Raw genomic sequence first — 20,536 nt, forward strand, 5'->3', positions numbered from 1 at the left:
TTGGGAAGTCACCGCGACAGCGCTGAATCGCCTGATACCTCAGGACGACTCCTTGGCGAAGAACACTGCCGCTTCGCGCAAAAATCACGTTCCTTCTTCACGCGCGCCAGTTCTCGCTTGAGACCGGCCACTTCTTCATCCCTGGGCGACCCGGAGCCTCTGAACGCCTTGTCGGTCGACTCATCCGCTTCCCGACGCCAACGGGTCAGCAGATTAGGATTGATGCCGATCTCCAGCGCCACCTGGCGGCAGCTCACACCGGGTTGGCGGGTCAGGGCGATGGCTTCCCGTTTGAATTCGGGGCTGTATCTTCTGCGTTTGTTCATGAACACTCCTTTGGCACAGTGTGCCTCTTTTTAGAAGTGTCCGCAGTAACGGGGTAGAACCCAGGCGGATCGCTGGCTTCTAAGGCGCGCCACAGGTCTGATTTCTTAGAAGTAATTATTGAGGCTCGAAACCGGGCTCTAAGGCTCTTTGAGTCGACCGTGCGGCCAGAAAATGCTTACTAATCAATGCGTAGCCGTGGTCCGACCCCGGTAGCCGCCGATAGCCGGACGCGAGCAAGCCTACACATTCCCGGGCGCGCATCTCTTACAGCGTCTGTGCGTGTCCGTTTTCGCCAGTGTCCCCGTTAATGGCGCGCGCTTTCCATACCCTGAATAGGGGAGGGAGGCGTGGCAATAAGGTAGATATCCTAACAAAAAACACACCCCGTCCGAGATGCATAAATACAATATTTTTGCAGATAACGACGCCCACCGGTTGGAGGCCAACGTCGTGCCCTTGTTGCCGCGAAATTTTCCGCTGAACCTCAAGTTGTCAAGCCGCATTGGTTTGATGATGCTGTGCCCGCTAGTGCTGGTGAACTGCGATTGCGCCTACAGGCCCCCGGCAATTCACTTGAGCTGTCAGGCATCGGCCTGCTCGATGGAAGATGATCGTTGCACCATCGACATGGAATTCGTGGCCCACAATGCGATTAATCTGGATAACGAGTTGGTCTCCGTGCTGCCGATGGGAAATGATGCCTATATCGACTACCGCACAGTGACTCGCGGCCAGGGAGAAAATGATTACCCGCATAGAGTTTATCGGTACACCTATGCGTTCAACCCGGCGGATGCGGTTGATGGTGTGATGGGTTACGCCGCGACCGTGCGTTCCAAGAGTGATGGCAGTCAGCAAACCTGCGCCGACGAAATTCAGGTGAAGGGCGCCGGAGATTTTCTTACGGTGGCGCTTGAGTCGCCCGAGCTGGTTCTGGACACCGAGAGCGGATCGGTGCCCTTGCCGGAGTATATGGTCGGAGGAACAAACACCGCTCCAGTGGACGCCGTATGGTCCGCCAACGGCCCAGACTGGGAAATCATAGAGGGCGAATCGGACCCGCCCCGACTGAACTATGCGGGTACGGCTCTGGAAGCCAGCAGTCCCCGTGCCGCGACCTTGACGGTATCCACGGCGGGGCCCTACGGCGTAACAGTATCCGAGTCGGTCGCCCTGTCTGCCCGCTATGTCTATTCGGCGCTGACACTGAGCCAGAGCTATGCGCTGCCGGGGGACGAGATCAGTGCTACCTATAGCAGTGGGGCGGGCGGTGAGGAGCAGGACGGCACGGCGATCTGGACGCTTTTGCTGACCGGGGAAAACGGACAAGCGTCGGACAGAACCTCGGCGCTGCGGACCACGGCGACCCCGAATGAAAGAGTCTTCACCGCCGACGAAGTGGGGCGCTATACCATCAAACGAACGGAGGCCGCCGACGGCGACACCGTGACGGAGACCGCGCTGAGCGACGCCATTACGGTACTCGAACCCCTCCTCAACATTATCGTCAGCCCGGGGGCCGAGGACATCAATCGCGGCGAACCCGTGCGCTTTGATGCCAGTGGCTCCACGGTGCCGCCAGGGGCGGAAATCGGTTGGCGGGTGACTGCCAGGCCCGAGGGGAGCAGTGCATGGATGGAATACCTCGATACGGTTGGTAAGCAGGCAACACTGACTCCGGATGTGATGGAAGGGAGCTATACCGTCGAGGCGCAGCTGTCGATTCCCTCCCTGATGGAGCCGCTGACCAGAAGCCGGACATTCACGTTTGTGTCCACGCCGGTCGCCGGTCCGGCGACGGACGAGACGGACTACCTGGTGGGCGAGGAGGTCTCTTTCGATCTGACGGCCTCGGACTACCCGAGTGGCTCCTCCTTCAGGTACACCCTGAGTGGCGCGCCGGAAGGGAGCAGCGCGGAGCTCCTGCTCTCCAGTGATGGCACGCGGGCCAGCCTGCTAACCGATGTCGCGGGGGTTTACCAGATCGAGCTGACCATCACCAATGCCGAAGGGGAAACGTCCAGCCACACCACATCCATCACCGCGGAAGAATCCAATGCGGTAGCCCTGACGCTGGCCAGCGATCTACCTGTGGTGGATGACGATGGCGACATCCAGATGATTCTGATCGGCATCGACGAGGACAACCGGTTAACGGCAAGAGCCGGGGAGCAGGTGTTGGGGCCGTATACCGCGCTGTTCCTGCAAGGGTATTGGGAAAGTGAGGATACCGCCAACCTTTACGACAGCGCGGGCGAGCGCTTCGAAATGGTGAACGAAGAGAGTGGCGTGCTGCTTGACGAGAATGTCGAACATATCATTCAACTGCGACGGGACGATGGCATTTACTTTCAGGTGCGGTTGAGGTTCGAGGCCGGTGATCTGGAGGGGGATGCAACGGTCACCAGCCTGAGTGGTTATAACTGTGGCGAGTCGCTGAGTCACTGTCCTTGAATCTTGTCCTTGAGCGGACAGGCATCGGCCAACGAGATCGGGTTAATAAGATGAAAGGCATCATACTGGTACTATCGATAATCGTGCTGCTCCCCGCTTTGTGGGGGTGCGAAGAAGATGCATACAGCCCCCCGGATGACGGCGAGGCGGTGGAACCCGGGCCGGGTCCTGGTCTCCAGATTTCCGATGTTGAGTTGACGCCGGAACAACAGGACTTGCTGGTCCTGATCGAGAACAATATTCAGAATAACAACTACGGCACGGCGGCGACGGATATCGTCAAGCTGCTCGAGGCGCACCCCGGCAGCGACCAGGTTAAACGGTTGTATTCCGACGTGCTCGCCATGCAGTCGGGGATTACGCCCTCGGAGTTCGCCATCGCCATCGGCGCTCGCCCCATACAAGTCCGCAACGAGGATGGCGAATGGGTTGAGAAGACTTCCACGATTTCGTTTGTCGATAGTCTGGTTGGCCTGGCCAATGTCGAGGACAGCGATGACTATCGGGTGCGCTTTCTGAACGGACGCCATGCCTTGGAACTGCGCCTGCAGGATAAAGCTATCTCGGAACTGCCTTCCCGGGAGCAGGCCGACATCGGCGCCATGGCGACCATCCATGCGACCCGCCTCGCCTACGCCGCGGTGGGCGGAGAGGAAAGCGCCGAAAGCCTGCACAGCGCGCAAGCACTGCAGGCCGCTCTGGAAGAGCATCTGCCCGAAGTCGACGAAGAGTTGACGGAGACACTAAGGGTCGTGGCCCAAACCTCGGGCGCCGTGCAGCAGCACTACCCGATTCGGGAAGTGGACGAGAACCCGATCCGTATGTCTCTGGCAAGGAATGCCTTCGCGAATGCCATGCTGGATGACAACGAACTTTCCACCGAGGAACTGGTGGAACTCGTCCTTTTCGCCCCGGGTTTATAGACGCCTTGCAGGCGCGCCGCAGGCCCAGGCCCGCGGCGGCCCGATGTGTCCGTTTACTCTGCCTTGTCCAGGGTGCTTTCCTTATGCGCCGCGATGTGATCCGTCTTGTCACTCTTGATTTCGTATTGCGGCTCGTCTTTCGAAGCGCGGCGGGTGTGGCCTTTGTAGTCGAAGTCCTGAGTGTGCACTTTAATGATCTTGCCGCTGACCCGGCCCGCTTCGGAATTCCAGGTAACGTGGTCTCCGACCGTGAACTTGTGGTTCATGGCGTTTGCTCCTGGAATCACCGGGCCTGCCCGGTAGGGGTGACGCGCCAGATGGTGTTGGACAGGTCGTCGGCGATGATCACGGCGCCTTCCGGGTCCACGGTGACGCCCACCGGGCGGCCACGGGCCTTGCCGTCGTCGCTGAGGAAGCCGGTGGCGAAGTCCACCGGGTCGCCGGCGGGTTCGCCGTTCTGGAAGGGCACAAACACCACCTTGAAGCCCACCGGGTCGCTGCGGTTCCAACTGCCGTGCTGGCCGACGAAGGCGCCTTCGGCGAAGTCGCCGCCCACGGCGGAGTTGGAGAAGTCCACGCCCAGCGCCGCCACGTGGGAGCCCAGCGCATAGTCCGGTTTGATGGCCTGCTCGACCCTCTCCGGTTTGGGCGGTTTGACCCGGGTGTCCTCGTTCTGGCCCCAGTAGCTGTAAGGCCAGCCATAGAAAGCGCCTTCCTTCACCGAGGTCAGATAGTCCGGCACCAGGTTGGGACCGATCTCATCCCGCTCATTGGCCACCGCCCACAGCTCGCCGGTGTCCGGCTGGATGGTCAGGGCAGTGGGGTTGCGCAGGCCGGTGGCGAAGGGGCGGTGCAGGCCGGTTTCCGCTTCGATCTGCCAGACCATGGCGCGGTCTTCTTCCAGTTCCATGCCGCGCTCACCGATGTTGCTGTTGGAGCCGATCCCCACGTACAGGAAGCGACCATCCGGGCCGGCGGTCATGGCCTTGGTCCAGTGGTGGTTGATCACCGCGGGCAGGTCGGTGACCTTTTCCGGTGCGCCGTTGGCCCGGGTCTGGCCCTCCTCGTAATCGAAGCGCACCAGCGTGCCCTGGTTGGCCACGTACAGGTTGCCGTCGATCAGAGCGAGGCCGTAGGGAGCGTCCAGGTTGTCGGCGAACACGCCTTGCTGTTCATAGCGACCGTCGCCGTCCTCATCGCGCAGCAGGGTCAGGCGGTCGCCGCCTTGCACCGCGCTCTTGCCCTGCTTCTTGATGTAGCCGGCGATCAGGTCCTTGGGCCGCAGGGTCGGAGCGTGGCCGCCGGAGCCTTCCGCCACCAGGATATCGCCGTTGGGCAGCACCAGGGTTTGGCGCGGGATTTTCAGATCGGTGGCGATGGCCTCGATCTGGTAGCCGTCCGGCACGGTGGGCTTCTGATCGCCCCATTCCGCCGGCTTTGAGATGTTCATATTGGGCAGCAGACCACGCCGAGGCGCTGGCAGTTGGGGATCGGCGCCGTGCTGAGCGGCGGGCTCAACCTGTTTTTCGCCGCCGCAGGCGGTCAGAGCGAACAGCAAAGGAAGCGACAGCAGGGGGATGGCGTACCGCATGTTATTTCACTCCTCCACGCAGACCTGAGTAGCCGACCAGGCTCGCCACCAGGGCCAGCACCGTCACGATCACCGACAGCCACAAACCCGCGGGCATGGCCGCCCAGGCGTCTTTGGCATGCACCAGCGCGTTAATAAAGCCGAGTACCCACATCACCAGCAGCACGACGAAATACACGGCGTGCCTCGCGGTGCGGGCCGGGCCGCTGATCACCCATTCGATCAGCGCCCACAGCAACGCGAAGCCGCCACCCACCAGGGCGCCGGCAATCAGCCAGGAAGCGAAATTGGTCCACTGCACCTGGTAGCTGTTGAAGTAGGCCCAATCGCTGAGCAGGGCGCCCAGAAACAGGGGCAGAGGAAAGGCAAGCAGAATGGCATGCAGCGGATGCAGCGCACGCTCATACGTTGTTCGATGTGTGTCGACCATGGCGGTTCTCAAGTCCTTTGACGATTACCCGATGACCCGCATCTTCCAGCCCCACCGTGAACGCGGAAAGAACCGGACCGGCCAACCCCGACCATTTTGACCACTCTTTACATTCACCCTGCGGGGTCGGACCACGCTAAGTTGCTGACGTTAAAGGCCCTGTGCCCCCAAAACGGTCGTATTCCGGGCCTTAAGTGCGTGTTTTCACCCTCGGAAATCGCCGCCTGGGGGCCCGGGTCTGAATCGCCTGGGGCCTCTGCCTTAGCCGCCGTTTAAGAGGGTCAAAACCGCCGGCTAAGCGTCCCCAAAGGTGTTTCGCGGCAGCGAAACGCTTATAAATCAGCAAGTAACCGTGGTCCGACCCCGGTGGGGCGACGGTTGGGGGGAAAATCTGGATAATGGCGCGCATTCGCGTCTCCGACTGGCTGTGCTCCCCATGGAAATCAAGGTCAACTTCCTCGACAACCTCCGCCTGGAGGCCAAATTCGACGACTTCACCGTGGTCACCGACCAGCCGATCCGCTACAAGGGCGACGGTTCGGCGCCGAGCCCGTTCGATTATTTCCTGGCGTCGTCGGCGTTGTGCGCGGCCTATTTCGTGCGGGTGTACTGCAAGGCGCGGGACATTCCCACGGAGAACATCCGGCTGTCGCAGAACAACATCGTCGACCCGGAGAACCGCTACAACCAGATTTTCCGCATACAGGTGGAGTTGCCGGAGGACATTTCCGACAAGGACCGGCAGGGCATTCTGCGTTCCATCGACCGCTGCACGGTGAAGAAGGTGGTGCAGACCGGGCCGGATTTCCAGATCGAGACCGTTGAGAACCTGGACGAGGACGCCCAGGCGCTGTTGGGGACCGGCCTGGATGATGGCGCGCGCACCTTTATCGAGGGCAAGGACCGGCCCCTGGAGGAGACCATCGCCACCATGAGCCGGGCGCTGGAAGCCCTGGGGATGAAGATCGAGATCGCCTCCTGGCGCAACATCGTGCCCCATGTGTGGTCGCTGCACATCCGCGACGCGGCGTCGCCCATGTGCTTCACCAACGGCAAGGGCGCCACCAAGGAGAGCGCCCTGTGCTCCGCGCTGGGCGAGTTCATCGAGCGGCTGAATTGCAACTTCTTCTACAACGATCAGTTCTTCGGCGAAGAGATCGCCAACGCCGACTTCGTGCATTACCCCAACGAACAATGGTTCCAGCCCGGCCCCGACGACGCACTGCCCGAAGGCATTCTGGACGACCACTGCCGGGCGATTTACGACCCGGACGGCGAGCTGCAAGGCTCGAATCTGATCGACACCAACTCCGGCCGGGTGGATCGCGGTATCTGCTCCTTGCCGTTCGAGCGCCGCTCCGACGGCGAGACCGTGTGGTTCCCCTCCAACCTGATCGAGAACCTGTTTCTCAGCAACGGCATGAGCGCCGGCAATACCCTGGCCGAGGCCCAGGTGCAGTGTCTGTCCGAAATCTTCGAGCGGGCGGTGAAAAAACGGATCATCGAGGAAGAGCTGGCGCTGCCGGACGTGCCGAAAGAGGTGCTGGCCAAGTACCCCAACCTGGTGGAAGGCGTCGAGGCGCTGGAGGCCCAGGGCTTCCCGGTGCTGGTCAAGGACGCTTCCCTGGGCGGGCAATTCCCGGTGGCCTGCGTGGCGCTGATGAACCCGCGCACCGGTGGCGTGTTCGTGTCGTTCGGGGCTCACCCGAGCATGGCGGTGGCGCTGGAACGCTCGCTCACCGAGCTGCTTCAAGGCCGCAGCTTCGAGGGGCTGAATGACTTCCCGCCGCCCACCTTCAACAGCCTGGCGGTGACCGAGCCGAACAACTTCGTGGAGCACTTCATCGACTCCAGCGGCCTGGTGTCCTGGCGGTTCTTCAGCACCAAGGCGGACGTGGAATTTCACGAATGGGATTTTTCCGGAAGCACGCAGGAAGAAGCGGAGCGCCTGTTCGGCATCCTCGAGGACCTGGGCAAGGAGGTCTACACCGCCTCTTACCACGAGCTGGGCGCGCCGGCCTGCCGCATCCTGGTGCCGGGTTATTCCGAGGTCTACCCGGTGGAGGACCTGGTCTGGGACAACACCAACAAGGCGCTGGACTACCGCGAGGACATCCTCAACCTGCACCGCCTGGGCGATGACCAGCTCGCCGCCCTGTCGGAGCATCTGGAAGAAAGCCAGATCGACGACTACACCGACATCATCACGCTGATCGGCATCGAGTTCGACGAAAACACGGTCTGGGGCCAGCTCACCGTGCTGGAACTGAAGCTGCTTATCGACCTGGCACTGGGCCGCCACGAGGACGCCCTGGAGCGCACCGAGGCGTTCCTGCAGTTCAACGACAACACCGTGGAGCGCAACCTGTTCTACCGCGCCGTCAGCGCGGTGCTGGAAATCACCCTGGACGACGATCTGGAACTGGATGATTACCTGACCAGCCTGCGCCGCATGTATGGCGCGGAAACCATGGATGATGTGGTCGGCGCCGTTGACGGCACCGTCCGCTTCCCGGGGCTCACTCCCACCAACATGCAGCTCGAAGGCCTGGACCGCCACCAACGCCTGATCGAAAGCTACAAAAAACTCCACGCCGCCCGTGCGGCGGCGGCGCGCTGACCGGCGGCGTCACCGGAGCTGCCCGATCTAGACCTGGGCCTTGAACACCCCGCACCTCCAGCCACTGACCCACCCGGGCGGTGCCGAGGAAATCCATACCCAGGTTCACCGTTACCAGGCCCTTGATGCCGCCCAGGGTGCCGTCCCGGCTCAGCCCCATGGCGTGGCGGATGGCCGCCGCGCCCAGTTCTTCCTTGCCGCCCGGGAAGTAATGGTAGAACGACCCCTTGGGCGCCCCCGCCTCCTTCAAAATGTCGTTGATGCCGGTGGCGGCATAGCCCTGTTGGCGGAACAGGCGTGCGGCGGTGTATATCAGATTGTCCCGGTGCTTGGGGCGGGCTCCCATGACGCACTCCATCGAAAAGCAGTAGACCGGTCTGTATGGTGACACAATCCGGCCTTTGCGGAGGCCCTTTCCTGTTTATGAGTGTGGCGTTCATGCAACAGCACGACGATTTTCACCTTTGGAAAACCGACCTGTTGGGGGCGTTGCTGCTCTATGGCGGCTTTGCCTTTGCTCTGGTGCCGGCCTTTCTGCACCGCTCCTTTCCGCTGGGTATTCTGATCGGCACGCTGCTGGTGGGCAGTTTCTTCCTGCGCAACGTGAAGGATCACTTCGGCTTCTTCCAGTTGCCGAAGTACGCGGTGGTGATCAATTGCTATGTGGGCGGGCTGATCATTTCCGCCATCTGGTACGGCTTGTCCCAGGGCATGCTCAACTAGGACCCTCATTTCGCAGGAGCGGCTAAAGCCGCTCCTACAAGGCGTGTTCAGGCGCCGTTGTCTTTTTGCTGTTCCAGCCGGCTCAGGCGCTGGTCCATGGCGCGCAGCAGCTCGAGCATTTCCTGGCGTTCGTCGTGGGCGCGCTGGTTGGCCTGGTCCCGTTCTTCCTTTTGCTCCAGGTCGTGCACCTCCTGGGTGGCGTTGACGATGATGGCGATGAACAGGTTCAGCACCATGAAGCTGGAGATCAGGATGAACGGCACGAAGAACAGCCAGGCGTGGGGGTACTGCTCCATCACCGGCCGGGCCACGCCCATGGACCAGCTTTCCAGGGTCATGATCTGGAACAGGGTGTAAATGCTGGCGCCCAGGGTGCCGAACCAGTCCGGGAAGGCGTCGCCGAACAGCTCCGTGCCCATCACCCCGAAGATGTAGAACATCATCAGCAGCAGGGCGGCGGTCCAGCCGATGCCGGGCAGGGAATGCATCAGCGATTCCACCAGCATGCGCAGCCGCTTGATGGTGGAGAGCAGCCGCAGCACCCGCAGAATGCGCAGGCTGCGCAGAATCGCCAGCGGCCCGGCGGCCGGCGCCAGGGAAATGGCGACGATGACGAAGTCGAACACATTCCAGCCGGAGCGGAAGAAGCGCGGGCCGAAGGCCGCCAGCTTGGCGACGATCTCCACCACGAACACGGCGAGGATCAGGCTGTTGAGCAGGGCCAGCAGTTCGCCGGCCACGTCCATGGCCCGCCGGGAGGTCTCCAGCCCCAGCACCACGGCGTTGAGAATGATCAGGCCGGTGATGAAGTGCCGCACCGCCGGGGATTCCACCCAGTGGCCCAGCCGGGCCCGCCAACCGTTGATTGCCAGTGTCGTCATGCCTTGTTCCATCGTGCCGGATGATTGTCGGCGCGGAGTATACCGATCGGCGCCCGCCGGCGCTGCCCCGGCCCGGGCAGGGGCGGCCGCGCTGTGACGCGGGCCTCGCCATGCCATCTTGCCTCGCCGGCGGGCTTGCTTTCGCCCACCGGCGGGGCCAGATTTTCCCCGGTGGCGTTGTCTTTGATCCGAACCCGGAGGGAATTATGTGGCGTTGCGTTTGGGGCATTCTGTTCGCCGTGTCGGCCACCGCCACCATGGCGGCCGAGCCGAACCCGGTGGCGAAACAGGGAGAAGCCTTCCGGGTGTCGCCGGCGTGTCTGGCGTCCGCCGAGGCGGGCGTCGAGGACCAGACCGGGCTGCCGGTGCTGTACATCAGGCTGGATGGGGCCGGCGGCGAGTTGCTCCACGATTTCACCGCCTCCCGGGTGGGCCACACAATGCGGCTGGTGGACGGTAGCGGTGAGCCGCTCATGGCGAGCGCGCCGGTGATCCAGTCTCCGCTCGACCGCGCCCTTATGCTGACCGGCTTCGAATCCCGCCGCGAGGCGGAGGCGGTGGCCAAACGCCTCCGGCGCGGCGACGGCGCGTGTGGCCCCCTATGAGCCGGCACGACGGCTTCCACCTCTGGAAAACCGATCCCCTCGGTGCGTTGCTGCTCTACGGCGGCTTCGCCTTTGCTCTGGTGCCGGCGTTCCTCCACCGTTCTTTTCTCCGGGGGATGGCGATCCTCTCCTGATGGCGAATACGTCAACAAACAGCCACTGGCAAAAGCTATCGCCTTGTTCGATGGCCTGTATTTGCCCGATAGGCAGCGCCGGAGTACATCTATAGCTCCCGGGCGTTAAGCCCCCCAAGAACAACGCAGGCGTGTTTTTTCAGGGAGAACGACCATGACCGAGAGCAAATGCCCTTTTCACAACACCGCGGGTGGTGGCACCACCAACCAGGATTGGTGGCCCAACCAGCTGCGTATCGACATTCTTCACCAGCATGCGCCGGTGACCAGCCCCATGGACGAGGACTTTGATTACGCGGAGGCCTTCAAGAGCCTGGACCTGGCGGCGCTGAAGAAAGACCTCACCGCCCTGATGACCGATTCCCAGGACTGGTGGCCGGCGGACTTCGGCCACTATGGCCCGCTGTTCATCCGCATGGCCTGGCACAGCGCCGGCACCTACCGGCTGGGCGACGGGCGCGGCGGCGCCGGCACCGGCACCCAGCGGTTCGCGCCGCTCAACAGCTGGCCGGACAACGTTAACCTGGACAAGGCCCGGCGGCTGCTGTGGCCGATCAAGCAGAAGTACGGCAACAAGATTTCCTGGGCCGATCTGATCGTGCTGGCCGGCAACGTGGCCCTGGAATCCATGGGCTTCGAGACCTTCGGCTTCGCCGGCGGCCGCGAGGACCTGTACGAACCCGAGACCGACATCTACTGGGGTGACGAAGGCGACTGGCTCGGCACCGACAAGCGCTACTCCGGCGACCGCGACCTGGAAGACCCGCTGGGCGCCACCACCATGGGCCTGATCTACGTGAACCCGGAGGGCCCGGAGGGCGAGCCGGATCCGGTGAAGGCGGCCCACGACATCCGCGAAACCTTCGCGCGCATGGCCATGAACGATGAGGAAACCGTGGCCCTGATCGCCGGCGGCCACACCTTCGGCAAGACCCACGGCGCCGGCGACCCGGGCCTGATCGGGCCGGAGCCGGAAGCAGCGCCCATCGAATCCATGGGCCTGGGCTGGCACAGCCGCCATGGCAGCGGCTTCGGTGACGACACCATCACCGGCGGCCCGTAAGTGACCTGGACGCAACAGCCGACGCAGTGGACCAACCTGTTTTTCGAGAACCTGTTCGGCCACGAATGGGAGCTGGAGAAGAGCCCGGCGGGTGCTTACCAGTGGGTGGCCAAGGACGCGGAAGCGGACATCCCCTACGCCCACGACCAGAGTAAAAAGCGCAAGCCCACCATGCTCACCACGGACCTGTCGCTGCGCTTCGACCCGGCCTACGAGAAAATCTCCCGGCGCTTTCATGAGAACCCGGCGGAATTCGCCGATGCCTTCGCCCGCGCCTGGTACAAGCTCACCCACCGGGACATGGGCCCCATCGAGCGCTACCTGGGCCCGGAAGTGCCGAGCGAAGAACTGATCTGGCAGGACCCGGTGCCCAAGGTGGACCACGCCCTGATCGACGACCAGGACATCGCCGCCCTCAAGGCCAGGATTCTGGACAGCGGCCTGTCGATCCCGGATCTGGTGAAAGCCGCCTGGGCGTCCGCCTCCAGCTATCGCGGTTCGGACATGCGCGGCGGCTCCAATGGTGCCCGGGTGCGGCTGGCGCCCCAGAAGGACTGGGCGGTGAACGACCCCAAAAACCTGGACAAGGTGCTGAAGACCCTGGAAGGCATCCAGGGCGAGTTCAACGGCGCCGCCTCCGGCGGCAAGAAGGTGTCCCTGGCGGACCTGATCGTGCTGGCCGGCGCGGCGGCGGTGGAGAAAGCGGCGGAGAAGGGCGGCCATAAGGTGACGGTGCCGTTCACCCCGGGCCGCACCGATGCCTCCCTGGAGCAGACCGACGTGGACTCCTTCCGCTACCTGGAGCCGTTCGTGGACGCGGTGCGCAACTACCGCAAGGCCAAGGCCACGGTGGACGCGGAGCACCTGATGATCGATCGCGCCCAGTTGCTCACCGTCACCGCCCCGGAACTGACCGTGCTGGTGGGCGGCATGCGCGCCCTCAATGGCAATTACGACGGTTCCGAGCACGGGGTCTTCAGCGACCGCCCGGAAACGCTCAGCAACGACTTCTTCAAGACCGTCGTGGACATGAGCATCGCCTGGGCGCCGGTGTCCGAGGACGACGACTACCTGTTCGAGGGGCGCGACCGGTCCACCGGCAAGCTCAAGTGGACCGCCACCCGGCTCGACCTGATCTTTGGCGCCAACTCCCAGCTCCGTGCCCTCTCCGAGGTGTACGGCGCCGATGACGCCGAAGCCAAGTTCGTGAAGGACTTCGTGGCCGCCTGGGCCAAGGTCATGGACCTGGGCCGGTTCTGATCCATCCCCGGCGGAGCCCCGGGAGTGACATCACCCCGGGGTCCCGCCTCTTTCTTGACTCAATGTAATCTTCATGAGACATTAAAGCGGTTAATGATTCATGAAGATTACATTATGCCTACTCCTTATCGTCCCTCTCCGGCGGCCCGCCGAGCCTTGCGGAAACTGGGCGAGGATATCCGCGAAGCGCGCCTGCGCCGTAACCTGTCCATGGAAATCGTGGCCGAGCGCGCCGCGACTTCCCGCGCCACCCTGACCCGTTTGGAGAAGGGGGACACGGCGGTGAGCGTCGCGATTCTGGCCGGTGTGCTGCAGGCGCTGGGCATGCTGCCCCGGCTGGCGGACCTGGCCGACAGCGCCGGGGACCCCCAAGGGCTTGAGATCAGCCGGGAATCGCTGCGCCAGCGGGCCTCATCGCTCCGCGCGAGGGGTGACAAGGATGAGTAACGTCGAAGTGTTTCTGGATTGGCGGCGCCGGAATCGTCGCGTTGGCCTGTTGCGCCGCCATGCCAGCCGGGGCCGGGAAACGGTGACCTTCGAGTACGCGCCGGAATGGTTGGCGGCGGACGACCGCTTTTCCATGGACCCGGCGCTGCCGGTGGGGCCGGGCCTGTTCCGCCCGCCGGCGGGCGCGGAAATGTTCGGCACCCTGGGCGATTCCGCGCCGGACACTTGGGGCCGCATGTTGATGCGCCGCCGCGAACGGCGCACGGCGGAACGGGAAGGCCGGGCGGTGCGCCCCCTTCACGAGACCGACTTTCTGCTCGGTGTCTCGGACCTGACCCGGCTTGGCGCGCTGCGCTTTCGGTGGGAAGGGGATGAGGTCTTTCAGGCGCCTCAGTCCCGGGGCGTGCCGGACCTGCTGGCGCTGGGTGATCTGCTCGGAGCTTCGGAGCGGATCGTTCGCGGTGACGAGACCGATGAAGACCTGCGCATGATCTTCGCGCCGGGCTCTTCGCTGGGGGGCGCCCGCCCCAAGGCGTCCGTGATCGATCAGCACGGCCGGCTGGCGATCGCCAAATTCCCTAAGGAAACCGACGAATATTCCCTGGAACGCTGGGAAGCCATCGCCCTGGACCTCGCGGCGCGGGCGGGGATCCGCGCGGCCGACCACGAATTGCATGAAGTGGCCGGGCGGCCTGTGTTGTTGTCCCGCCGATTCGACCGCGACGGCGATGAGCGGATTCCTTTCCTGTCGGCCATGTCGATGACCGAGCACCGGGATGGCGAACGGGGCAGCTATCTGGAGATCGTCGATGCTCTTGCCGAGCAAGGGGCGAGCGCCCGCGAGGATCGCCAGGAACTGTTCCGGCGAGTGGCGTTTTCCATCCTGGTTTCCAACGTGGACGATCATCTGCGCAATCACGGATTCTTGTGGCAAGGCATGGCCGGCTGGTCCCTGTCGCCGGCCTATGACCTCAACCCCACGCCTCAGGATATGAAAGCCCGCGTATTGGCCACCAACATTGATCTGGATGACGGCACCTGCTCCATCGAACTGCTGCGCTCCGTGGCGGACGAATTTTCCCTCAAACCGGCGGAAGCGGATGCGTGCATTCGGGAAGTGGCCAAAGCCTGTAAGGGGTGGCGTGATGCGGCGAGAAAGCGGGGCGCTCCCGCTGCTGAAATCAAGCGCATGGAAAGCGCCTTCGAACATGAGGATCTGGCCACTGCCAGCCGTTTGTAGAAGCGGTGTTACGATACCCAGGGGTTGATCAAGGGAATGCCAAGAGGCTCGAAGTCCTTGGTATTGCGGGTCGCCAGGGTGGCGCCGTGGGTCTCGCAGATGGCGGCGATCTGGCCGTCGGCCATGCTCACCGGGGTGCCGTTGCGTTCCGCGTTGGCGATTTTCTGGGCGTAGTGGCTGGCGGCGAGGGCATCGAAGGTGAGCAGGCGCCCGCTGAATTCCCGGTCGAACAGCTCGGCGGCCAGCATCGCCAGGGTGCGTTGCCGGCGGCCGGCGGGCAGCCGTTCGATGCCGTACAGGATCTCCGCCACGGTGATGCTGGTGGTGGCCACGTCCCGGGCCGGTTGCCGGTCCAGCCAGTGCACCACCACCGGGTTCGGCGCCGGGCGCATCAGCTCGGAGAGCACATTGGTGTCGAGGACGATCATCAATCCAGGTCCGCCGGACGCGGCGGGTCGCGGCGCTCGGGCAGCTCCAGCTCCTGGCCATCGTAGGCGGCGAAGCGGTCGCGGATGCGGCTGCCCAGGCCCTGTTCCGGCGCCGGCTCGCTGAGGGCGCGGCGCAGGATCCGGCGCACTTCCTCTTCCATGGAATGGCCGTGGCGGGCGGCTTCCAGCCGCAGGCGCTGTTTCAGGTCGTCATCGAGATTGCGGACGGTCAGGGTGCTCATCGGCGTTCTCCTCAATGGATGACAGCAATGCTAGCACTGCTGTCATCCGGAGGAAAGCCACCGGCCGGCCTCAGGCCCGCGCCGGCTCCGGTGGCGTGGTGCCGCCGGGCAGCGCCAGCCGCAGGTTGTTCAGCCAGGTGGTGCCGAACTGCCGCCACAGGGGCGCGGAGTTGTAGGGCAGGCCGTAGCGGTCCGCCAGGGCTTTCACCCGGGGCGCCACCTCCGGGTAGCGGTTGCTGCACAGGTCCGGGAACAGGTGGTGCTCGATCTGGTGGCTCAGGTTGCCGGACATCACATGGAACAGCGGGCCGCCGGTGATGTTGGCGGAGCCCAGCAGCTGGCGCAGGTACCACTGGCCACGGGATTCCCCTTCGGTTTGCTCCTGGGTGAAGTGATAAACGCCGGCGGGGAAGTGCCCGCAGAAGATGATCACGAAGGCCCAGATATTGCGCATGATGTTGGCCACGAAGTTGGCGCCGGCCACCAGCAGGAACACGGTCAGCGGCGATTCCGGCACCACCAGGGAAATCGGCAGCGCCACCAGGGCGGCCAGACCCGGCCACATGATGTAGTCCTTGCGCACCTGGCCCCACACCTTGCGGCCGATGTGCTTCATCAGCGGCAGGATTTCCTTGGGCTTCTTCTTGCGCTCGACCACGTCGATCAGCGCCTGCTCGTGCAGCGCCACGCCTTCCTCGAACAGCAGCATCAGCAGCACGAAGTACACCGGCTGCAGCAGGTAGGCCGGTTTCCAGGGCTGATGCGGGGTCACGCGCATGATGCCGTAGCCCACGTCCAGGTCCTTCTCCAGCACATTGGTCCAGGTGTGGTGCACCACATTGTGGGAGTGCATCCAGCGGTCCGAGGGGCTCATGGTGTCCCACTCCCAGGTGTTGGACTGGATCTCCGGGTCCTTCATCCAGTCCCACTGGGCGTGCAGCACGTTGTGGGCGATTTCCATGTTCTCCAGGATCTTTGCCAGGCCCAGCAGGATCACGCCCAGGGCCATGACGATCAGCGTGGACGGCCAGCCCGCCAGGGCGTGGCCCCAGGCCGGCAGCAGAAACAGGCTGGCGTAGATCACCAGCCGGCCCACCAGGGCCATGGCGCGCTGGGTGCGGATCAGCCGCAGGATGTAGAGCCGGTCCTTCTCGCCCCGGGATTCCAGGGTCTCGTGGTAGATGGCGTCCATCTCACGGCCAAACTCGTCGATCTGTTCGTCGGTGAGGTCCACCGGCAAGGGTCGTTTCGTGCTCATGCCGTTCTCCCTAAAGTGCCAGTTCGCAGTCCCCGGCGGCCGCGCACACGCACACCTGCACGATGGCGCCGGGTTCGTTGATGAAGTCGCCGCTGCGCAGGTCGCGCACGCAGCCGGATGTGAGGGTGGTGTTGCAGGTATGGCAGATGCCCATGCGGCAGCCGTGGGGCGGGTTCAGCCCGGCGTCCTCGGCCACGCGCAGCAGGTTGGTCTCGCCGTCCGCGTCCACGTCCAGATCGCTGCCGGCGAAACGCACCCGGCCGCCCACGGCGTCGTCGGGAATCGGCGCGAAGTCGGCGCGGAAGCGCTCGATGTGCAGCCGCGAGGCCAGGCCGGCCCGCTCCCAGGTTTCCTCCAGGGCGGCCAGCAACGCCGGCGGCCCGCAGGCGTAGCAGTCACGCTGGCGCCAGTCCGGGCACAGCCGCTCCAGCTGCGCTTCGGTGAAATGGCTTTCGTCCTCCGGCGCGTGGCGGGTGTGCACTTCGTGCAGGTGGTAGTGCGGCTGCGCCTGGTCCAGCCGGCGCAGCTCGCGGCCGAAGATGGTGTCGAACTCATGGGGCGCGTAGTGGATGTGCACCGTGTCCGGCAGCCGCTCTTGGTCGATCAGGCTGCGCACCATGCTCATGGCCGGGGTGATGCCGCTGCCGGCGGTAATGAACAGCGGCTGCACCGGCGAGGCGTCCGGCAGGTAGAACTCGCCCTGGGGCAGCCCCACGGGAATGAAATCGCCCACCTTCAGATTGCGCACGATGTGGTGGGACAGGCGCCCGCCGTCGATCTTCTTCACGGTAATGGTGAAGCAGCCGTCGTCGCGCTCCGGCGGCGACGAGATGGTATAAGTACGGGTGTAGTGCCGGCCGTCCACGGGAATGCCCACGCGGATGTGCTGGCCCGGCCGGTGCAGCCGCCAGTTGGCGCCGGGCTTGAGCGTGATGGTGCGGGCATCGCGGGTTTCATCCCACACGTCCACCACCCGGGCGTGCATGCGGTGGGTGGTCCACAGCGGGTTCACCAGCTCCACGTAGTGGGAGGTGCGCAGCGGGAACGCGAACATATCACTGATCGCGGACAGCCGCGTCAGCCAGCGCCTGGGTGCCTTGCTTTCCGGTACCGGGGTCGTCATGCCTGCCTCCTGGAATGTGTACAGGTGTTCACATTAACGACAAAGCCGGCGTTTGAGAAGACGGCAATTTTGTTCAACGTTGCGCCGGGGCCAATCGGTCTGGCGTGAAGGTCAATCCGGTCTCCGTCGCGTGCTATCCTCACCCTGATTTGGGGGCAACGATCGCCAAGGATTTCTATGCTGGCTTACACCATGGTGGGCACCCGTGACCTGGACCGGGCGCTGGCCTTCTACGAACCCTTGTTCCAGGAAATGGATCTGGAGGTGTGCTGGCGGGACGACCAGTGCGTGTCCTACGGCCGCGAGGACGACCCGTACGTACCGCGTTTTTTCGTCGGCTATCCGTTCGACGGTAAACCGGCGTCGGTGGGCAACGGCGGGATGACCGCGTTTCAGTTCTCCGAACCGGAGCAGGTGGATCGCCTCTACGACATTGCCCTGGAGCAGGGCGGTCGCGACGAGGGGGAGCCGGACTGGCGGCCGCAGTACGGCGACGGTTTCTACGCCGCCTATGTGCGCGATCCGGATGGCAACAAACTGGCCTTCGTGGTGTACCCGACATGAGCGATACCCTGGATTACCGCGCCCTGCTCAAGGTGGCCCTGGAACAGGCCCGCCAGGGCCTGGCCGAGGGCGGCATCCCCATCGGCGCCGCCCTGTTCGACGCCGATGGCACCCTGCTGGGCGCCGGCCACAATCGGCGCATCCAGGAAGACGATCCCTCGGTGCACGCCGAAACCGACGCCTTCCGCAAGGCCGGCCGCCAGCGCCGCTACCGCGACAAGATCATGGTCACCACCCTGGCGCCGTGCCTGTATTGCAGCGGCCTGGTGCGCCAGTTCCGCATCGGCACCGTGGTGGTGGGCGAGTCCGAGAATTTCCCCGGTGGCCTGGACGAGCTGCGCGCCCACGGCGTGCGCGTGATCGAACTGGACGACCCGGACTGCAAGACCCTGCTCGCCGACTACATCCGCGCCAACCCGGACGTCTGGCACGAGGACATCGGCGAGGATTAAGCCCCGCCCGCCGGCAGGAAGCGGCCGAAGCCGGCCTCCCGGCCCAGCGCCGGCATCACCCGGTCGTTTTCCATGGCCAGCTTGCCGTTGATCCACACCGCTTCAATGATGCCCGGGTTGCGGTTCACCATGCGCTGCAGGCCGAAGTTTTCCATCTCCGCCCATTGCGGCTGTTCCAGTTCCTGGTCGAGGCCGGCGGAGTCGAGGATCATCAGGTCGGCGCGGTCGCCGGGGCGGATCTTGCCCGCTTCCACGCCGAGCCAGTCCGCCTGTTCGCCGGTGAGCCGCCAGATGGCTTTTTCCATGGGCATCACCGGCTCGCCCTGACGTTGTGCCTGGAGCACCAGTTTCAGGAAGCGCAGCGGCATGTTGTAGAACGCCATGTTGCGGATGTGCGCGCCCGCGTCGGAGAAGGTGAGCAGGGTGTGCGGGAAGCACACCATTTGTTTCAGCCGTTCCTGGTCATGGTTGCCGATCACCGTGAACCAGCGCAGCTTGCGGCCGTGTTCGATCATGGCGTCGAGGAAGAAATCCACCACATGCACGCCGCGCTCCGCGGCCAGGCTGGCGAAGTCGCGGCCCACCAGGGCCGGGTCGGGGCAGTCCAGTACCACGGCGTCGGCGAAGTCCCGCTGCCAGACGCGCGGTGACAGCTTGTCGCCGTAGTTCTTGCGGAACAGCCGGCGGTAGGCCGGGTCCTGCAGCAGTTCATTGCGTTCGATCTGGTCCTTCAGGTCCAGGGCCATTTCGCCGGCGCCGAATTCCTCGAACAGCACCACGTCCATGCCGTCCGCGTAGACCGAGAAGGCGGTGGGCAGAGGCTGCCAGCGGAAGTCGCCGTTGAGCCAGTTGGTGACCCGCGCCGAGAGCATGGCCATGGGCCGCACGGTGGCGTTGCCCTTGAGGTCGAGCATGGAGATCAGCGTGGTCTTAAGGGGTTTGCGCAGCAGGCCCACGGCCTCGCCCAGGTACTGGAATATCTGCAACGGGTTGGCGGCGTTGGGCGCGCCTTGGTGGACCCGGTCGTAGCGGCGCAGCAGCCGGTTGAGGCGGCGCACCTCGCTCCAGCGGGCATAGGTGCTGGGCAGGGTCTTGGACCAGGCGCGCTCGCCGTCCACCTTGTCGAATTTGAGGCACATGGTGGAGAGGCCGGCGAAGCCCAGTTTCAGGGCCTCCTCGAGCAGCGCTTCCATGGTTTTTTGTTCCTGCTCGCTGGGGCGCGTGCGGCGGTCGGTGGCCCGCTCCAGGCCCATGACGCCGGTGCGCAGGTCGCTGTGGCCGAGCAGGGAGATCAGGTTGGGCCCCAGCGGCAGGGAGTGAATGTGTTCCAGCCATTGGGCCGGCGTGCGCCAGGTTTTCTTCGCTTCCAGGATCGGCAGCACCTTCTCCCGGGGTACGGTTTCCACCCGGGTGAAGATGTCCGAGGCGTCCTCGGTGTCCGCGCAGATCATCGACAGCGAGCAGCTGCCCACCAGCACCGTGGTGACGCCATGGCGCACCGATTCCGACAGGCTCGGCGCCACCAGCAGTTCGGCGTCGTAATGGGTGTGGGTGTCGAGAAAACCGGGCAGCACCCACTTGCCGTGGGCGTCGATCACCCGGTCCGCGGCGTCGGCATCCAGCGCCGGGCCCACCGCCGCCACGCGGCCGTCCTTCACCGCCACGTCGCTGTCGGTGGCCGGGGCGCCGGTGCCATCGAAGTAGCGACCGCCGCGAATCACGAAATCGTAGTGTTGTGCCATGGCAGGGTCCTCTTGTTGTGGTTATCGGG

The 20,536-nt window shown here is 64.2% G+C and carries 20 protein-coding genes and 2 pseudogenes; 11 read left to right on the plus strand and 11 right to left on the minus strand.

Features of this window, described 5'->3' with window-relative positions:
• Positions 1-326, minus strand: a pseudogene (locus tag HMJ39_RS09105) (transposase); the annotation flags it as partial.
• Between the two features lie 394 nt (positions 327-720).
• On the opposite strand from HMJ39_RS09105, the gene HMJ39_RS09110 reads away from it, so the two are divergent.
• The gene (locus HMJ39_RS09110) at positions 721-2,781 is read left to right on the plus strand and encodes a hypothetical protein (protein WP_194297074.1); all 2,061 of its coding nucleotides are present in this window, start codon (positions 721-723) and stop codon (positions 2,779-2,781) included.
• A 50-nt stretch (positions 2,782-2,831) separates the two neighbouring features.
• Complete coding sequence (locus HMJ39_RS09115) at positions 2,832-3,704, plus strand: hypothetical protein (protein WP_194297075.1); 873 nt, start codon at positions 2,832-2,834, stop codon at positions 3,702-3,704.
• Between the two features lie 53 nt (positions 3,705-3,757).
• Here HMJ39_RS09115 and HMJ39_RS09120 read toward each other — a convergent pair whose 3' ends face one another.
• Genes HMJ39_RS09120 through HMJ39_RS09130 form a run of 3 tightly spaced genes read right to left on the minus strand, consistent with a single transcriptional unit; the run spans position 3,758 to position 5,725 of the window.
• Positions 3,758-3,970, minus strand: coding sequence for a hypervirulence associated TUDOR domain-containing protein (locus HMJ39_RS09120; RefSeq protein WP_194297076.1), 213 nt, complete (start codon positions 3,968-3,970; stop codon positions 3,758-3,760).
• Positions 3,971-3,987: 17 nt separating this feature from the next.
• On the minus strand, positions 3,988-5,295 hold the full coding sequence (locus HMJ39_RS09125) for a PQQ-dependent sugar dehydrogenase (protein WP_194297077.1): 1,308 nt from the start codon (positions 5,293-5,295) through the stop codon (positions 3,988-3,990).
• 1 nt (position 5,296) lies between these two features.
• Positions 5,297-5,725, minus strand: coding sequence for a DUF2231 domain-containing protein (locus tag HMJ39_RS09130; RefSeq protein ID WP_194297078.1), 429 nt, complete (start codon positions 5,723-5,725; stop codon positions 5,297-5,299).
• 436 nt (positions 5,726-6,161) lie between these two features.
• Here HMJ39_RS09130 and HMJ39_RS09135 point away from each other — a divergent pair, with 436 nt between their 5' ends.
• Complete coding sequence (locus tag HMJ39_RS09135; protein WP_194297079.1) at positions 6,162-8,345, plus strand: OsmC domain/YcaO domain-containing protein; 2,184 nt, start codon at positions 6,162-6,164, stop codon at positions 8,343-8,345.
• Here the strand turns inward: HMJ39_RS09135 and HMJ39_RS19155 are convergent.
• Positions 8,245-8,691 carry a TetR/AcrR family transcriptional regulator gene (locus HMJ39_RS19155; RefSeq protein ID WP_323370876.1) on the minus strand — a complete coding sequence of 149 codons (447 nt, stop codon included), beginning with the start codon at positions 8,689-8,691 and terminating at the stop codon, positions 8,245-8,247. The two genes, HMJ39_RS09135 and HMJ39_RS19155, sit on opposite strands and share 101 nt — an antisense overlap.
• Positions 8,692-8,783: 92 nt before the next feature.
• Here HMJ39_RS19155 and HMJ39_RS09145 point away from each other — a divergent pair, with 92 nt between their 5' ends.
• Positions 8,784-9,068 carry a hypothetical protein gene (locus HMJ39_RS09145; RefSeq protein WP_194297080.1) on the plus strand — a complete coding sequence of 95 codons (285 nt, stop codon included), beginning with the start codon at positions 8,784-8,786 and terminating at the stop codon, positions 9,066-9,068.
• 47 nt (positions 9,069-9,115) lie between these two features.
• Here HMJ39_RS09145 and HMJ39_RS09150 read toward each other — a convergent pair whose 3' ends face one another.
• A complete protein-coding gene (locus tag HMJ39_RS09150; protein WP_228462260.1) occupies positions 9,116-9,949 on the minus strand; it encodes an ion transporter in 834 nt (277 codons plus the stop codon).
• Positions 9,950-10,155: 206 nt separating this feature from the next.
• Here HMJ39_RS09150 and HMJ39_RS09155 point away from each other — a divergent pair, with 206 nt between their 5' ends.
• The 5 genes and pseudogenes from HMJ39_RS09155 to HMJ39_RS09175 all read left to right on the plus strand — a co-directional run bounded on the left by HMJ39_RS09155 (position 10,156) and on the right by HMJ39_RS09175 (position 14,698).
• Positions 10,156-10,554, plus strand: a complete 399-nt coding sequence (locus tag HMJ39_RS09155) for a SecDF P1 head subdomain-containing protein (protein ID WP_194297082.1) — start codon at positions 10,156-10,158, stop codon at positions 10,552-10,554.
• On the plus strand, positions 10,551-10,688 hold the full coding sequence (locus HMJ39_RS09160) for a hypothetical protein (protein ID WP_194297083.1): 138 nt from the start codon (positions 10,551-10,553) through the stop codon (positions 10,686-10,688). Before HMJ39_RS09155 ends, HMJ39_RS09160 begins: the two co-directional genes overlap by 4 nt.
• Positions 10,689-10,842: 154 nt before the next feature.
• Positions 10,843-13,011: pseudogene (gene katG, locus HMJ39_RS09165) on the plus strand (catalase/peroxidase HPI).
• 156 nt (positions 13,012-13,167) lie between these two features.
• On the plus strand, positions 13,168-13,458 hold the full coding sequence (locus HMJ39_RS09170) for a helix-turn-helix domain-containing protein (RefSeq protein WP_228462261.1): 291 nt from the start codon (positions 13,168-13,170) through the stop codon (positions 13,456-13,458).
• Entirely contained in the window at positions 13,451-14,698 is a 1,248-nt protein-coding gene (locus tag HMJ39_RS09175; protein WP_194297085.1) for a type II toxin-antitoxin system HipA family toxin, read from the plus strand. Before HMJ39_RS09170 ends, HMJ39_RS09175 begins: the two co-directional genes overlap by 8 nt.
• Before the next feature lie 8 nt (positions 14,699-14,706).
• Here the strand turns inward: HMJ39_RS09175 and HMJ39_RS09180 are convergent, their stop codons facing one another.
• The 4 genes from HMJ39_RS09180 to HMJ39_RS09195 form a co-directional block, all read right to left on the minus strand.
• Positions 14,707-15,126, minus strand: a complete 420-nt coding sequence (locus HMJ39_RS09180; RefSeq protein WP_194297086.1) for a type II toxin-antitoxin system VapC family toxin — start codon at positions 15,124-15,126, stop codon at positions 14,707-14,709.
• The gene (locus HMJ39_RS09185) at positions 15,126-15,368 is read right to left on the minus strand and encodes a FitA-like ribbon-helix-helix domain-containing protein (RefSeq protein WP_161385719.1); all 243 of its coding nucleotides are present in this window, start codon (positions 15,366-15,368) and stop codon (positions 15,126-15,128) included. The genes HMJ39_RS09180 and HMJ39_RS09185 overlap by 1 nt, the downstream gene beginning before the upstream one ends.
• A 70-nt stretch (positions 15,369-15,438) precedes the next feature.
• Positions 15,439-16,626, minus strand: coding sequence for a fatty acid desaturase family protein (locus HMJ39_RS09190; RefSeq protein ID WP_194297087.1), 1,188 nt, complete (start codon positions 16,624-16,626; stop codon positions 15,439-15,441).
• Between the two features lie 10 nt (positions 16,627-16,636).
• Positions 16,637-17,749 carry a ferredoxin reductase gene (locus HMJ39_RS09195; protein WP_194297088.1) on the minus strand — a complete coding sequence of 371 codons (1,113 nt, stop codon included), beginning with the start codon at positions 17,747-17,749 and terminating at the stop codon, positions 16,637-16,639.
• 177 nt (positions 17,750-17,926) lie between these two features.
• On the opposite strand from HMJ39_RS09195, the gene HMJ39_RS09200 reads away from it, so the two are divergent.
• A complete protein-coding gene (locus tag HMJ39_RS09200) occupies positions 17,927-18,313 on the plus strand; it encodes a VOC family protein (protein WP_161385716.1) in 387 nt (128 codons plus the stop codon).
• A complete protein-coding gene (locus HMJ39_RS09205; protein ID WP_194297089.1) occupies positions 18,310-18,765 on the plus strand; it encodes a nucleoside deaminase in 456 nt (151 codons plus the stop codon). Before HMJ39_RS09200 ends, HMJ39_RS09205 begins: the two co-directional genes overlap by 4 nt.
• On the opposite strand, the gene HMJ39_RS09210 is transcribed toward HMJ39_RS09205, so the two are convergent.
• Positions 18,762-20,507 (minus strand): N-acyl-D-amino-acid deacylase family protein, encoded by a 1,746-nt coding sequence (locus HMJ39_RS09210; protein WP_194297090.1) that lies wholly within the window; start codon positions 20,505-20,507, stop codon positions 18,762-18,764. The genes HMJ39_RS09205 and HMJ39_RS09210 overlap by 4 nt on opposite strands.
• Between the last annotated feature and the right edge of the window lie 29 nt (positions 20,508-20,536).

Origin of the sequence: Alloalcanivorax profundimaris (assembly GCF_015265435.1) — a bacterium.
GTDB classification, from domain to species: Bacteria; Pseudomonadota; Gammaproteobacteria; order Pseudomonadales; family Alcanivoracaceae; genus Alloalcanivorax; species Alloalcanivorax profundimaris.

What these genes read in the sequence shown, in the direction of transcription:
- HMJ39_RS09145 (WP_194297080.1), top strand. Translation starts at nt 8,784, where the DNA reads ATGCAACAGCACGACGATTTTCACCTTTGGAAAACCGACCTGTTGGGG.
- HMJ39_RS09200 (WP_161385716.1), top strand. Translation starts at nt 17,927, where the DNA reads ATGCTGGCTTACACCATGGTGGGCACCCGTGACCTGGACCGGGCGCTG.
- HMJ39_RS09130 (WP_194297078.1), bottom strand. Translation starts at nt 5,725, where the DNA reads ATGGTCGACACACATCGAACAACGTATGAGCGTGCGCTGCATCCGCTG.
- HMJ39_RS09195 (WP_194297088.1), bottom strand. Translation starts at nt 17,749, where the DNA reads ATGACGACCCCGGTACCGGAAAGCAAGGCACCCAGGCGCTGGCTGACG.
- HMJ39_RS19155 (WP_323370876.1), bottom strand. Translation starts at nt 8,691, where the DNA reads ATGGGAGCCCGCCCCAAGCACCGGGACAATCTGATATACACCGCCGCA.
- HMJ39_RS09115 (WP_194297075.1), top strand. Translation starts at nt 2,832, where the DNA reads ATGAAAGGCATCATACTGGTACTATCGATAATCGTGCTGCTCCCCGCT.
- HMJ39_RS09135 (WP_194297079.1), top strand. Translation starts at nt 6,162, where the DNA reads ATGGAAATCAAGGTCAACTTCCTCGACAACCTCCGCCTGGAGGCCAAA.
- HMJ39_RS09185 (WP_161385719.1), bottom strand. Translation starts at nt 15,368, where the DNA reads ATGAGCACCCTGACCGTCCGCAATCTCGATGACGACCTGAAACAGCGC.
- HMJ39_RS09155 (WP_194297082.1), top strand. Translation starts at nt 10,156, where the DNA reads ATGTGGCGTTGCGTTTGGGGCATTCTGTTCGCCGTGTCGGCCACCGCC.
- HMJ39_RS09210 (WP_194297090.1), bottom strand. Translation starts at nt 20,507, where the DNA reads ATGGCACAACACTACGATTTCGTGATTCGCGGCGGTCGCTACTTCGAT.
- HMJ39_RS09180 (WP_194297086.1), bottom strand. Translation starts at nt 15,126, where the DNA reads ATGATCGTCCTCGACACCAATGTGCTCTCCGAGCTGATGCGCCCGGCG.
- HMJ39_RS09150 (WP_228462260.1), bottom strand. Translation starts at nt 9,949, where the DNA reads ATGACGACACTGGCAATCAACGGTTGGCGGGCCCGGCTGGGCCACTGG.
- HMJ39_RS09120 (WP_194297076.1), bottom strand. Translation starts at nt 3,970, where the DNA reads ATGAACCACAAGTTCACGGTCGGAGACCACGTTACCTGGAATTCCGAA.
- HMJ39_RS09160 (WP_194297083.1), top strand. Translation starts at nt 10,551, where the DNA reads ATGAGCCGGCACGACGGCTTCCACCTCTGGAAAACCGATCCCCTCGGT.
- HMJ39_RS09125 (WP_194297077.1), bottom strand. Translation starts at nt 5,295, where the DNA reads ATGCGGTACGCCATCCCCCTGCTGTCGCTTCCTTTGCTGTTCGCTCTG.
- HMJ39_RS09110 (WP_194297074.1), top strand. Translation starts at nt 721, where the DNA reads ATGCATAAATACAATATTTTTGCAGATAACGACGCCCACCGGTTGGAG.
- HMJ39_RS09205 (WP_194297089.1), top strand. Translation starts at nt 18,310, where the DNA reads ATGAGCGATACCCTGGATTACCGCGCCCTGCTCAAGGTGGCCCTGGAA.
- HMJ39_RS09175 (WP_194297085.1), top strand. Translation starts at nt 13,451, where the DNA reads ATGAGTAACGTCGAAGTGTTTCTGGATTGGCGGCGCCGGAATCGTCGC.
- HMJ39_RS09190 (WP_194297087.1), bottom strand. Translation starts at nt 16,626, where the DNA reads ATGAGCACGAAACGACCCTTGCCGGTGGACCTCACCGACGAACAGATC.